The 14,796-nt window shown below is 49.6% G+C and carries 5 protein-coding genes; all 5 read left to right on the forward strand.

All coding sequences use genetic code 11. The annotated features are described in order from the left end of the window. The first annotated feature begins 17 nt into the window (after window positions 1–17). The 5 genes from DW896_RS12685 (at window position 18) to DW896_RS12705 (ending at window position 14,787) form a co-directional block, all read left to right on the forward strand. The gene (locus DW896_RS12685) at window positions 18–4,100 is read left to right on the forward strand and encodes a hybrid sensor histidine kinase/response regulator transcription factor (RefSeq protein WP_229075246.1); all 4,083 of its coding nucleotides are present in this window, start codon (window positions 18–20) and stop codon (window positions 4,098–4,100) included. Between the two features lie 138 nt (window positions 4,101–4,238). Beyond that, window positions 4,239–7,121 carry a TIM-barrel domain-containing protein gene (locus DW896_RS12690; protein WP_119993326.1) on the forward strand — a complete coding sequence of 961 codons (2,883 nt, stop codon included), beginning with the start codon at window positions 4,239–4,241 and terminating at the stop codon, window positions 7,119–7,121. 163 nt (window positions 7,122–7,284) lie between these two features. Next, complete coding sequence (locus tag DW896_RS12695; RefSeq protein ID WP_057256742.1) at window positions 7,285–9,867, forward strand: glycoside hydrolase family 2 TIM barrel-domain containing protein; 2,583 nt, start codon at window positions 7,285–7,287, stop codon at window positions 9,865–9,867. A 47-nt stretch (window positions 9,868–9,914) separates the two neighbouring features. Then, window positions 9,915–12,128 carry a glycoside hydrolase family 3 C-terminal domain-containing protein gene (locus tag DW896_RS12700; RefSeq protein ID WP_009037350.1) on the forward strand — a complete coding sequence of 738 codons (2,214 nt, stop codon included), beginning with the start codon at window positions 9,915–9,917 and terminating at the stop codon, window positions 12,126–12,128. A gap of 196 nt (window positions 12,129–12,324) precedes the next feature. After that, the gene (locus DW896_RS12705; protein ID WP_119993329.1) at window positions 12,325–14,787 is read left to right on the forward strand and encodes a glycoside hydrolase N-terminal domain-containing protein; all 2,463 of its coding nucleotides are present in this window, start codon (window positions 12,325–12,327) and stop codon (window positions 14,785–14,787) included. Window positions 14,788–14,796 lie beyond the last annotated feature (9 nt).

A 14,796-nucleotide genomic window follows, 5' to 3' on the forward strand; every position in this document is an offset into this window, starting at 1 on the left:
CCCTTAGCTCTGATAGTATGAAAAGACTGCAACTACTGCTCTTGTGGGTTTGGATGGTATGTTTCTCTGCTGCTTCACACGACTACATGTTTAAACATTTGGAAGTGAAAGACGGACTTTCCAATAATCAGGTTAATGCTATTTATAAAGATTCAAACGGATTCATGTGGTTTGGTACAGCTTCGGGGCTGAATCGCTATGATGGTTACAATATTAAGATTTATCGCAGCCAGAAAGATGATGAGAAATCTCTTCCCGATAGTTATGTCGAGGATATACAAGAAGATACGTCCGGTAATTTGTGGATACGTACGGGAGGCGGGTATGCCATTTACAACTCGGCTTCCGATGTTTTTGACCGTAATGTGGAAGCCTGGATGTGGAACATCGGTCTGACCGGAAATCCTTCGCTTATCTATATTGATAAGGAAAAGACTTTCTGGATCTATATTAATGGTAAAGGTGTTTACAGCTATAGAGAGGAACAGAAAAATGCCGTAGCAGTAAAGGGGGCGGATGAACTGCTTGCGAAAGCCGAAGTGTCCGACATGAAAGAATGCGGCGAAGGAATCCTGCTGGTTCTGAGTAACGGTATCTTGGCTTGTATAGATGAGGAAAAGCAAAATATCAAGTGGACCAATCCGGGCATTGCCGAAGATTGCAGGGAAGTAAAGAATGCTACCTTTGATTTGTTTGTCGACCATAGTGGGCGGGCGTGGATATTCAGTGTGGAGGGGATGTGGATTTATAGCCTTTCTCAGAAGGTTTGGGAACAGCGTTCTCCCCGAACGGACACCTACAATACCGTACGTGCAGTGGCACAGGATAAATACGGATGTATATGGGTAGGCAGGGATCAGGATGGCGTTGAATTGATAGAACCGGCGGGACGGAAAATCCGTCTGGCGAATGAACCTAATAACGGGCGTACTCTGTCCAACAATACAATAACGGCTCTTTATGAAGATGAGGCCGGTACGATGTGGGTGGGAACCTACAAGAAAGGCATCTCTTTCTATAATGAAAGCATTTTCAAGTTCGGTATTGCCGATGTAGGCGACATCAATTGCGTGGAGGACGGAGGCGGTGACATCGTATGGCTGGGAACCAACGACCGCGGGCTGGTGCGCTGGAATAGCGTGACAGATGAACGTATGGTTTTTTCGCATACGGCAGATCCCCACTCTATCTCGAGTGATGTCATAGTCTGCCTTCTTCGGGACAGTAGCGGCAGAGTGTGGGCAGGTACTTTCTGGGGCGGACTGAATTGCTATGATGGGAACCGCTTTATCCATTACCGGTCCCGTAAGGGAGACAGTAACTCGCTGGTCTATGACAATGTATGGGCATTGGCAGAAGATGCGGACAAAAATATCTGGATCGGTACGTTAGGGGGAGGATTGCAATGCCTGAATCCTCAGACGGGGATATTTACCACCTATTCTACAGGTAATTCAAACCTTGTGTCGGACTATATCTCATCCCTCTGCATCAGCTGTGACAATAATCTGGTTATCGGTACTTCGGCAGGGATGGCTTTCATGGACCTGAGGACCGGCGAGATTACAAATTTTGCAGGTACAAAATCGGGTAAGACCAGACTTTCCAACCAAAATATCAATCAAGTTTACGAAGATAGTCGCGGTTTGCTATGGATAGCCACGCGTGAAGGCTTGAATGTATATGACAGCAAACGGGATGAATTGTACGAAGTGCCTATCAAGCCCGGTTTCTCCAAACTATTGATATTAGGTATTACGGAAGATGAAAACAAAAGTATATGGATCAGCACCGGAGGAGAACTGATAAACGTGGTGTTGTCCGTTGACAGCAAGACGGAGCAGCCCGTGTTCCGTTGCTATACCTATAATGACAAGGACGGGTTGCAGAGTTGTGACTTCAACCAGCGTTCCCTCAAACGACTGCATACGGGCGAGATTGTAGTGGGAGGACTGTATGGGCTGAATCGCTTCCAGCCGGGCAACATAAAGTATAACCGTACGTTGCCCAAGGTTATGTTTACCGGTTTCCAGTTGTTCAATGAAGACGTGAAGGTGGGCAAGGAGTATGCAGGACGTGTCATCTTGAAGGAAGCTTTGAATGAAACAGAAGAAGTTGTCTTGGATTATAAGCAGAATGTGTTCACGGTGCTGTTTGCGTCGGACAATTTCGTGCTGCCCGAAAAGACACAGTATTTCTATAAATTGGAAGGATTTAATGAGAACTGGCTGACGAGTATGTCCGATATGCATCGCGTTACCTATACCAATCTGGCTCCGGGGACTTACATCTTAAAAGTGAAGGCTACAAACAGTGACGGATATGCGGGCACTGAAGAGGCTTCGCTCAAGATTGTCATTCTTCCGCCTTTCTGGATGACTCCGTGGGCATATATCGTTTATGCTCTTCTGATAGTAGGAGTTGTTTCCTTTTCACTTTATGCCGTACAACGGAGGGAACGTAATAAGTTCAGAATCCGCCAGATAGAGGAAGATGCGAAGAAGAGGGAGGAGTTGAGCCAGATGAAATTTCGCTTTTTTACGAATGTCAGCCATGAGTTGCGTACGCCGCTTACGCTGATTATATCGCCGATGGAAAGTATGATGAAGGAGATTACGGACGAAAAACTGCATGGCAAGCTGCAACTGATGTACCGCAATGCGCAGCGTTTGTTGAATTTGGTCAACCAGTTGCTCGATTTCCGTAAGAATGAGATGGCAGGATTGCATCTCACTTTGTCCGAGGGGGATATTGTGGCGTATGTGCGTAGCATCTGTGCTTCTTTCCTGATGCTTTCTGAAAAGAAACATGTACATCTGACATTCTTTTCGGCCATGGAATCGCTGAATATGTCATTCGACGAGGATAAAATTGGTAAAGTTGTGATGAATCTTCTATCCAATGCCTTCAAATTTACCCCGGACGGGGGACGTGTGGATGTGGCATTGGAAATGTCGAAAGAGATGTCCGGAAGATTGCTGATAAAGGTATCGGATACCGGTGTTGGCATTAGGGATGAAGACAAGGAGCGAATTTTTGAACGTTTCTATCAGGTGGAGCAGGAAGAACCGGAACACCAGTCAACGGGTAGCGGTATTGGCTTGAGCCTGGTACGCGACTTTGTGACGCTGCATGAGGGCACGGTGCGCGTTGTTGACAATGTGGGGTCCGGTAGTGTGTTCCTGATTGAGCTTCCGGTTAAACATGTGCATGTAAGTCCTTCCAAGCCTGCACCGCTTGCAGAAGAGGTGGAAGAGCATGAGGAACTTTTGCCGGATATGGAAGAGGAACCGCTTCCGGATGATTTGCCGGACGATATGGAGGAGGATAATGAAGATGAAAAAGAGAAGCCGTTGGCCCTGATTGTGGATGATAATGAAGATTTGGTTGCCTTCATGAAAGATAGTCTGAGCTTGTATTTCCGTATACAGTCAGCTTCTAATGGCCGGGAAGCTTGGCAGAAAATACCGGAACTGATGCCGGATGTTATTGTCAGCGACGTAATGATGCCCGAGATGGATGGAAATGAACTGTGTCGCTGGGTGAAGACCGATAAACGCACGAGTGACATTCCGATGATATTGCTCACTGCACGGCAGGCTGTGGAAGATAAAGTGGAGGGGTTGACCATCGGTGCAGATGATTATGTGACGAAACCTTTCAATGTGGAAATCCTGATTCTGCGTATGCGCAAGCTGATTGACCTGAGCAAGAAGCGCAAGGCAAAGTCGCTCATCGACCCCGAACCGAGCGAGATAGCCATTACTTCGCTGGACGAAAAGTTGGTGGAAAATGCCATCAAATATGTGGAGGCGAACATCGGTCGGTGTGACTTGTCCGTAGAAGAGTTGAGCCGGGGATTGGGTATGAGCCGGGTACATCTTTACAAGAAACTCTTGCAGATAACCGGTAAGACACCCATTGAATTTATCCGTGTCATCCGTCTGAAAAGAGCGGCGCAGATGCTGCGCGAGAGTCAGCAGAATGTATCGGAGATAGCGTATCAGTTGGGCTTTAACAACCCCAAGTATTTCAGCAAATATTTCAAGGATGAATTCGGTGTTTTGCCCTCTGTTTATCAGGAAAGAGAGGGCAAATAACAAAAGATACCCTTTATGGAAACATATTGTTTTTTAGGGGAATCAAAAGCGCCCTTTTGTTTCAACATCAGGGGGGCTCGTTTTTGGAGGAAATTTTCTATTTTTACATCAGAGAAAATTCACTTTAAAAACAGTAATATGAAATTGAAAAACACTTCAGTTTATTTGCTTGCCGGATGGATGCTCGCCGCATGTTCCGGAGGCGGATTCCAAAAGACCGAGAACGGTGTTGTTGTGGAAGTCAAGCAGCAGCAACCGACGGATGTGCGTAAAGTAAGATTAGAAGTAATGGGCGAGAAGCTCATTCATGTATCGGCTACTCCTGAGAAGGAATTCTCAAAGGAGCAGAGTCTCATTGTGATCCCTCAACAGAATAAGACCGACTTTAAGGTCGAAGAGCAGGGCGATGAAGTGACTGTCAAGACATCGGAATTATGTGCCATTGTGTCCAAGACAACGGGTGAGGTACGCTTCACGGATGCCGACGGCAAGCAGATTCTGGCTGAAGACTCTGACGGGCGGACCTTTACTCCGGTGGAAGTGGAAGGTACGAAAGGATATACAGTACGTCAGGTATTCCAGTCGGCAGGCAATGATGAGGCTTTCTATGGCTTGGGCCAGCACCAGGCGGATGAGTTCAACTATAAAGGTAAGAATGAGGAACTGTTCCAGTACAATACAAAGGTGTCTGTACCCTTCATCGTGTCTAATAAAAACTACGGTGTGCTTTGGGACAGCTATTCGCTCTGCCGTTTCGGTGACCCGCGTGACTACTCACAACTGGGTGATGTCTTCAAACTTTATGATAAAGAGGGCAAGGAAGGTGCTTTGACCGGTACATATATTCCGGGCAAGAAAGATGTGGAAACCCTTGTACGTCGTGAGGATTCTCTTTATTTTGAACATCTGGACCGTGCCGCACATCTGAGTAAGGTGATTAATTTGCCTGCGGGTTTCCCGTTCGGAGGGTCTGATGTAGTTTATGAGGGAGAAATAGAACCGGCAGAAAGCGGCTTATTCCGTTTCATCCTTTACTATGCAGGCTACATGAAAGTATATATTGATAATGAGTTGGTGGTTCCCGAACGTTGGCGTACGGCTTGGAATCCTAACAGTTATAAGTTTGCTGTCAATCTGGAAGCGGGCAAGCGCGTTCCGTTGAAGATAGAGTGGAAGCCTGATGCCGGTGTTTCTTACTGCGGTCTGCGGGTATTGAGTCCGGTGGCTGATGAAGAACAGAACAAACTCTCCTGGTGGGGTGAAATGCAGAATGAAATAGACTACTATTTCGTTTATGGTGATGATATGGACGATGTGATTAGCGGCTACCGTACATTGACAGGTAAATCCCAGATTATGCCGAAATGGGCGATGGGTTACTGGCAGAGCCGTGAGAAGTACAATACGCGTGAGGAGGTTCTCTCCACCTTGAAGGAATTCCGTGAACGTCAGATTCCTATCGACAATATCGTAATCGACTGGCTGCACTGGAAGCAGGATTCTTGGGGAAGCCATGAGTTCGACCCCGAACGTTTCCCCGACCCGAAAGGAATGGTCGACTCCATCCACGCCATGAACGGACGTCTGATGATTTCCGTATGGCCCAAGTTCTATGCTACGACCGAACACTTCAAGGAATTTGACGAAAAAGGTTGGATGTATCAGCAGGCTATCAAAGACAGCATCAAAGACTGGGTCGGTCCTGGCTATCTGGGCTCTTTCTATGACGCATACGATGCCGATGCACGCAAGCTCTTCTGGAAGCAGATGCAAGACCACTACTATCCTCTGGGTGTTGACGCTTGGTGGATGGATGCCAGCGAACCGAACATACGCGACTGTACGGATTTGCAATACCGCAAGGACCTTTGCGGTCCGACAGCACTCGGCCCCTCTGCCAAGTTCTTCAATGCATACGCACTGATGAATGCCGAAGCCATCTATGACGGACAGCGTGGCGTGGAACCGGACAAACGCGTCTTCTTGTTGACACGTTCCGGCTTTGCAGGATTGCAGCGCTATTCTACCGCCACCTGGAGTGGTGACATCGCTACCCGTTGGGAAGATATGAAAGCGCAAATCTCTGCCGGCTTGAACTTTGCTGTCAGCGGTATCCCTTATTGGACTATGGACATCGGTGGATTCTGTGTAGAGAACCGTTATGTGGCTGGTCAGATGGAATTCAACAAGACCGGACGTGAAAATGCCGATTATAAGGAATGGAGAGAGTTGAATGCCCGTTGGTATCAGTTCGGCGCTTTCTGCCCGTTGTTCCGTGCACACGGCCAGTATCCGTACCGTGAGGTTTGGAACATTGCTCCGGCAGGACATCCGTGCTACAACTCCATCGTTTACTATACGAAGTTGCGTTACAACATGATGCCGTATATCTATTCTTTGGCTGGTATGACTTACTTCAATGATTATACCATCATGCGTCCGCTCGTAATGGACTTCACAGCTGATGCAAACGTCAACAATATAGGTGACCAGTTCATGTTCGGTTCTGCCCTGATGGTGGCTCCGGTTTACGAATATGGCGCACGCAGCCGCGAGGTTTATTTCCCGGCAAGCTGCGGTTGGTATGATTTCTACTCCGGTAAGTATGTGAACGGTGGCCAGAAGTTGACAGTGGATGCTCCTTATGAACGTATTCCGCTCTACGTTTGCGAAGGTGCCATTGTACCTTATGGTCCGGACATGCAATACAGTGATGAAAAACCGGCTTCGGAAATCACCCTCTATGTTTATACGGGTAAGGACGGCGCATTTACGCTCTATGAGGATGAAGGTGTGAACTATAATTATGAGAAGGGACAATATGCCACTATACCGTTTGCCTATAACGATGCTGAGGGTACACTGGTTATCGGCGACCGTACGGGTGACTTCCCTGGTATGCTGAAGGAACGTACTTTCAATGTAGTGAAGGTAAGCAAAGACCAGCCGCAACCGTTCGACTTAAAGGCTAAAGGTACAACGGTGAAGTATGACGGAAAAGCACAAACCGTAAAATTATAATCAGAATGATAGACGACGGTGCCAGGGAGAGAAATCTTCCCGGTACCGATCTCGTCGTTCCTCGGTGCCGAACGATGCCTTCCCCGGTGCCAGGAACTTCCCTACTTCTGAATAGCTGTGAGAGAGGAATAGGCACTCGATAATCTTTTAGATATTTATTACTATGAATAAAATCATATTGTCTTTGGCCATCGGGCTGTCCCTGCTGGCCGGTTGCAATGCTCCTAAAGAGGTAGCTGGCGATGACCGTAGCTTGGATTTTACTGCCGACTGGGCCTTTCGCTTGGGAGACGATACGGCGGCAGCCCGTCCGGATTATAATGACGCAGACTGGCGGAAACTGAACTTGCCCCACGATTGGGCCATTGAAGGAGAATTCAGTAAAGACAATCCTTCGGGAACGGGTGGAGGTGCACTGCCTGGTGGTATAGGCTGGTATCGCAAGACTTTTACTGCCGATAAGGCCGATGAGGGCAAACGCTATCGCATAGATTTCGATGGTGCCTATATGAACTCCACCGTTTATATTAATGGGCATGAACTGGGAACACGCCCCTATGGATACATCTCGTTTAGTTATGATTTGACTCCTTATATCAAATGGGGGGAGAAGAATGTGATTGCTGTAAGAGTGGACAATGCCGAACAACCCAATTCACGTTGGTATTCCGGTTGCGGTATCTACCGTAATGTGTGGTTGACGAAACTGAATCCGGTGCATGTGGCACAGTGGGGTACCTACGTGACGGCAGAAGAAGTGTCGAAGAACAGTGCCCGGTTGAAGATACGTACCAGTTTACAGTACGATGTAGAGATGCAGACGGAAGATTCCGTGCAGCAGGCCGACGGTACATATGTTGTGTTCGATTCGGAAATTATTCCTCTGATTGATGTCGTCCTGCAATCCCGGTTAGTGGATGCCGACGGTCATGTGGTGGGTGAGGCTGTGTCGGAAGCTCAGCTGATGCCTGTCGCTCCGGCAGAAATGGAGCAGGAAATAGAATTGAAGAATCCTAATCTCTGGAGTATTGATGCACCTTATATGTATAAGGTAGAAAGCATCCTCAAGAATAAAGAGACCGGCGAGGTACTCGACCGTTATTATACTCCTACCGGCATCCGTACTTTCCGCTTCGATGCACAAAAAGGATTTATCCTGAATGGTGAACAAGTGAAGATAAACGGTGTCTGCATGCATCATGACCTGGGTTGCCTGGGAGCTGCGGTGAATACGCGCGCCATCGAGCGCCAGTTGGAGATTCTGAAAGAAATGGGTTGCAACGGAATCCGTTGTTCCCATAACCCTCCTGCACCGGAGCTGCTCGACCTTTGCGACCGTATGGGCTTCATCGTGATGGACGAGACTTTCGACATGTGGCGCAAGAAAAAGACCCGCCACGACTATTCACGCTATTTCAACGAATGGCATGAACGCGATTTGACTGACCTTATCGTGCGTGACCGCAATCATCCTTCCATCTTCATGTGGAGCATCGGCAACGAAGTGCTGGAGCAGTGGACGGATGCCAAAGCCGACACCTTGAGTCTGGCAGAGGCCAACCTGGTCTTGAACTTCGGCCATAGTGCGGATATGCTGGCAAAGGACGGAGAAATGTCCGTCAACTCACTGCTGACAAAGAAACTGGCGGATATGGTGAGAAAGCTCGATGCCACGCGCCCCGTGACGGCAGGCTGCAACGAGCCGAATCCGAACAATCATTTGTTCCGTTCCGGTGCGCTTGATATTATCGGCTTCAATTACCATGACGACTGGTTTGCAGGTGTTCCCGTGAACTTCCCCGGTAAGCCGTTCATCGTAACGGAAAGTGTTTCCGGCCTGATGACACGCGGTTACTACCGGATGCCGAGTGATTCGATGTTCATCTGGCCCGAACGTTGGGACAAGCCTTTCTATGATGCCTCGTTCTCTTGCTCCTCCTACGACAACTGTCATGTTCCTTGGGGCAACCGTCACGAAGGTACTATGCGCCATGTAAAGAACAACGACTTTATCAGTGGACAATACGTCTGGACGGGCTTCGATTATATCGGTGAGCCTACTCCTTACGGTTGGCCGGCACGCAGCTCTTACTTTGGCATTATCGACTTGGCCGGCTTCCCGAAGGATGTCTACTACATGTATCAGTCCGAGTGGCGTCCGGATAAGGCGGTGTTGCATCTTTTCCCGCATTGGAATTGGACGGAGGGACAAGACATCGATTTGTGGGCATATTATAACAATGCCGACGAAGTGGAGCTTTTCGTGAATGGAAAGTCGCAGGGTGTGCGCAGCAAGGGAAAAGACGATTTCCACGTCATGTGGCGCGTGAAGTATGAGCCGGGTACGGTAAAGGCTGTTTCCCGCAAGGAAGGAAAGACTGTGGCCGAGCAGGAAATCCGGACAGCGGGCGAACCTGCGCAGATTCGTCTCAGCCCCGACCGCAGTACCATTCAGGCAGATGGCAAAGACTTGAGTTTCATTACGGTTGAGATTCTGGACAAAGATGGAAATTTGTGTCCGAATGCCGAAAACGATGTGACCTTTGCCGTAGAAGGTGCCGGCTTCATTGCTGGAGTGGATAACGGAAGCCCCATCTCTATGGAGAAGTTCAAGGACAACCACCGCAAGGCTTTCTACGGAAAGTGCCTGGTGGTACTGCAGAACAACGGTGAACCGGGTGGTGTCAAGGTGACGGCTACGGCTGATGGACTGGAGAAGGCGACGACGGCGATTAAAGTTAAATGATAATTTGATGTGCTAATTGGCACATTAGCATATTAACCAATTAAGACATGAAGAATAAATTTTTAGCAACCTTATTTCTTGCATGCTCCATCAGTACCGTGTCTGCACAGACACCGGTCTATATGGACGATGCACAACCTATTGAAGCACGTGTAAAGGATGCTCTCAGCCGGATGACACTGGAAGAGAAGGTAGCCCTTTGCCATGCGCAGAGTAAATTCAGCAGTGCGGGTGTTCCGCGGCTCGGCATTCCCGAGCTTTGGATGAGCGACGGCCCTCACGGTGTCCGTGCCGAAATCAACTGGAATGACTGGGGATATGCCAACTGGACCAATGACAGCATTACCGCTTTCCCGGCTTTGACTTGTCTGGCCGCTACCTGGAATCCGGACATGTCTGCAAAGTATGGCAAGGCCATCGGTGAGGAAGCGCGCTATCGTGAAAAGGATGTGTTGCTGGGCCCCGGCGTCAACATCTACCGTACTCCGATGAACGGTCGTAATTTTGAATATATGGGCGAGGACCCTTATCTGGCCAGTGTGATGTGCGTACCTTACATCCAGGAGTTGCAGAAGAACGGAGTGGCAGCTTGTGTCAAGCACTATGCGCTGAACAACCAGGAACTGTGGCGCGGACATATTGATGTGAATCTTAGCGACCGTGCTCTGTATGAAATCTATCTGCCGGCATTCAAGGCTGCAGTAGAAGAGGGAGGTGCCTGGAGCATTATGGGCGCTTACAATAAGATTCGTGGCCAGCACGCTTGCCATAACGATTTCACACTGAACAAGATTCTGAAAGATGACTGGAAGTTCGACGGCTGTGTCATTACCGACTGGGGCGGTGCCCACGACACCTATGAAGCTGCCGTCAACGGTCTGGATATTGAAATGGGTTCTTACACCAACGGTCTGACGTCCGAGAGTGTATTTACCTATAACGATTATTACCTTGCCAACCCTTACCTCCAGATGTTGAAAGATGGCAAAGTGCCGATGTCTACAATAGATGACAAGGCTTCCCGCATTCTTCGCTTGATATTCCGTACGGCGATGAACCGTCAGAAACCCTATGGTTCGGTAGCTACGGAAGAGCATTATGCCGCTGCCCGCGAGATAGGCAATGAGGGAATTGTGCTGTTGAAGAATGCTCCGGTGATAAAGAAAGGTGCCCCGTTGCTGCCGATTGATGCAGCCAAGTATCAGAATATCCTGGTGGTGGGCGATAATGCCGTACGCTTGCTGAATCAGGGAGGAGGCTCTTCCGAACTGAAAGTGAAGGATATGGTATCTCCGCTGGATGGCTTGCGTGCCGTTTATGGTGATAAGGTAGCCTATGCGAAAGGCTATGCCGCCGGTCGTCCGATGTACGGCCGTGCAGATGAAATTCCGCAGAATGTGGTAGACTCACTCCGTGCAGAAGCCGTGGAAATGGCGAAAAAGGCAGACTTGGTGGTACTGGTAGGCGGATTGAACAAGAACCACTTCCAGGATTGTGAAGGCGGCGATCGTCTGGAATACGGCTTGCCTTTCGGGCAGGATGAACTGATTGAAGCTTTGCTGGGGGTAAACAAGAACCTGGTTCTGGTGCTTCTCAGTGGTAATGCGGTGGAAATGCCGTGGGTATCCCGGGTTCCTGCCATTGTGCAAGGCTGGTATTTAGGCTCCATGGGTGGCAAGTCTCTGGCTGACATCCTGAGTGGTGCGGTGAATCCAAGCGGAAAGTTGCCCTTTTCTTTCCCTGCCAAGTTGACGGATTGCGGTGCACATGCTTTTGATGAACTCAGTTATCCGGGCGACAGCATTAAGCAGGAGTATAAGGAAGATATTCTGGTGGGCTATCGTTGGCACGACACCAAGGAGATTCCGGCTCTCTTCCCCTTCGGTCATGGCTTGAGCTATACTACCTTTACATATGGCAAACCGGTGGCTTCTGCCAAGGCCATGGCTGCCGACGGTACGCTGACGGTGACAGTTGCCGTGAAGAATACGGGTAGCATTGCCGGAAAAGAGATTGTACAGCTTTATGTAGGCGATGATAAATGCAGTGTGCTTCGTCCTGTAAAGGAACTGAAACATTTTGCAAAAGTTGGTTTGGCGCCGGGCGAGGAGAAGAGCGTGACTTTCACCCTTACTCCGGATGATTTGAAGTTCTACGATGAGGCTTCCGCAGCTTGGAAGTACGAACCGGGCAAGTTCAAGGCATACGTTTGCGCTTCGTCTGCCGACGTCCGTGGTGTAGTTCCGTTCGAAATGCAATAATCTTATAATCAGTGCGTAACCACTGCAAAATCAGTGCAACTATTTTGCAGTGGTACTGCATACCTTTTGCAGCGCTACTGCAATTGCTTTGCAGCGTCACTGCAAAAGGTATGCAGCAATGCTGCAAAGTGTATGCAGTAATGTTGCAAAATGTATGCGGTAAGTTTGTAGCCTGAAATCAGAATCAAAAAACAATATGAAGACACTTGCCACTCTATTTCTGCTTGCAGCCTCGTTGCTGCTTCGTGCTGCCGATACCCCTGCCGACAGTTGTAATCATCAGCTATACTATACATCGCCCGCCGCTATCTGGGAGGAGACTCTTCCTTTGGGCAACGGACGCTTGGGCATGATGCCCGACGGGGGCATTCTCCGTGAGCACATTGTGCTGAATGAAATATCATTATGGAGCGGAATGGAGGCGGATTATAGTAATCCGGATGCCTCGAAGAGTCTGCCTGCCATCCGGCAACTGCTGTTTGAGGGAAAGAACCGCGAAGCACAGGAGCTGATGTACAGCAGTTTCGTTCCGAAGAAGCAGGAGACTGACGGGAGATATGGAACCTATCAGGTATTGGGTGATTTGGATATAGATTTTACCTACAATTCTTCATTATCCATTCTCAATTCTCCATTAAACAACTATCGCCGTTGGCTCAACTTACGCGATGCGGTGGCATACACGGCTTTTAGGCTGGAAGATGTCGATTACCGCCGTGAGTATTTTGTTTCCCGTGACCGTGATGTCATGCTGATTCATCTGGTTGCCGGACGTGAAGGGACTCTGAACTTCTCTGCCCGTTTGAGCCGTGCAGAACATAGCCTGGTGACTGTCCAAGGGAACACCCTTTTGATGGACGGCATGTTGGAAAGCGGTAAACCCGGTTTGGACGGTATGAAATACCGTGTGGCGATGCAACTCGTGCAGAACGGTGGTGAATCATCTGTCAGCCCGGAAAATGGTATCTGCTTGAAGAACGGGCAGGAAGCCTGGTTGATACTTTCTGCCGCTACCTCCTATGCCGCTGCCGGTACCGACTTCCCGGGCGAACGCTATGCGGAAGTCTGCGACAGCTTGCTCCGTCCTTTCACCACCCCCGCTAATTCTCCATGTTCCATTCTCCATTCTTCATTATCCAACCATGTCACTGCCCACCGTTTCCTCTACGACCGTGTTTCCTTGACGCTTCCTGCCACGCCGGATGATACGCTCCCGACGAACGAGCGCATCCTCCGCTTCACACAGCAGGAGTCGCCGGCATTGGCTGCTCTGTACTATAACTACGGACGCTATCTGCTTATCAGCAGTACCCGTCCCGGCAGTCTGCCGCCCAATCTGCAAGGACTCTGGACAAATGGAGTATCGACTCCCTGGAACGGGGACTACCATACGAACATCAATATCCAGATGAACCACTGGCCCTTGGAGCAAGCCGGACTTTCCGAACTCTATCAGCCGCTGACGACGCTGATGGAGCGCCTTATCCCTTCGGGAGAGGCAAGTGCGCGTACCTTCTATGGCGATGAGGCAGATGGCTGGGTGCTCCACATGATGACCAACGTATGGAATTATACCGCTCCCGGCGAACACCCCTCCTGGGGAGCTACCAATACCGGTGGCGCTTGGTTGTGTGCCCATTTGTGGGAACACTATCTGTATACGCAGGACAAGGATTATCTGCGCCGTATCTATCCAGTCTTGAAAGGTGCCGCCCGGTTCTTTAGTTCCACCACCGTGCAGGAGCCTTCGCATGGCTGGCTGGTAACTGCCCCCACTTCTTCTCCGGAAAACAGTTTCTATGTGCCGGGTGACAGCGTGACTCCCGTCAGCATTTGTATGGGTCCCACTATGGATGTGCAACTGCTCACTGAGCTTTATACTAATGTCATCGCCGCCGCTCGCCTGCTGGATTGTGATGCGGATTATGTGGCGAAGCTTGAGGTGGACCTGAAGAGATTCCCACCCATGCAAATCAGTAAGGAAGGATACTTGCAGGAATGGCTGGAAGATTATAAGGAAGTGGATGTGCACCACCGCCACGTTTCCCATCTCTACGGCCTGCATCCGGGAAACCTGATTTCGCCGGAGTCCACCCCCGAGCTTGCCGAAGCCTGCCGGATGACCTTGAACCGTCGTGGAGATGAGGGTACTGGTTGGAGCCGTGCTTGGAAGATAAACTTCTGGGCTCGTTTGGGTGACGGAAACCGTGCTTGGAAACTCTTCAAGAGTTTGCTGCATCCTGCTGTCGATGCTGCGACGGGAGGTCATGGTAGCGGCACTTTCCCCAACTTGTTCTGTTCGCATCCGCCTTTTCAGATTGATGGCAACTATGGTGGCGCGGCGGGAGTTGGCGAAATGCTGTTGCAAAGTCATGAAGGCTTTATCCATCTGCTTCCTGCCCTGCCGGATAGCTGGACTGCCGGCAACTTCCGTGGAATGCGCGTACGTGGCGGTGCTTCCATAGACCTGGACTGGAAGGATGGACGGGCAACGAGGGCTGTTGTTACCGCTCTTGTTCCGGGTAAATTTACAGTAAAGATGCCCGCAAGTGCTGTCCGTGCCGAAGTGACGGTAGGAGGACATACATATACTTACAAGAAACCGGCATTCTCGTTGGACTTGAACAAGGGAGAAGAAGCGACGGTGTGTTTCTTCTGATGATTCGGA

Origin of the sequence: Bacteroides sp. AM41-16 (assembly GCF_003603495.1) — a bacterium.
GTDB lineage: Bacteria > Bacteroidota > Bacteroidia > Bacteroidales > Bacteroidaceae > Bacteroides > Bacteroides uniformis.

Excerpts from the sequence above, each read along its gene's own strand:
- DW896_RS12685 (WP_229075246.1), top strand. The coding sequence starts at position 18 with ATGAAAAGACTGCAACTACTGCTCTTGTGGGTTTGGATGGTATGTTTC.
- DW896_RS12690 (WP_119993326.1), top strand. The coding sequence starts at position 4,239 with ATGAAATTGAAAAACACTTCAGTTTATTTGCTTGCCGGATGGATGCTC.
- DW896_RS12695 (WP_057256742.1), top strand. The coding sequence starts at position 7,285 with ATGAATAAAATCATATTGTCTTTGGCCATCGGGCTGTCCCTGCTGGCC.
- DW896_RS12700 (WP_009037350.1), top strand. The coding sequence starts at position 9,915 with ATGAAGAATAAATTTTTAGCAACCTTATTTCTTGCATGCTCCATCAGT.
- DW896_RS12705 (WP_119993329.1), top strand. The coding sequence starts at position 12,325 with ATGAAGACACTTGCCACTCTATTTCTGCTTGCAGCCTCGTTGCTGCTT.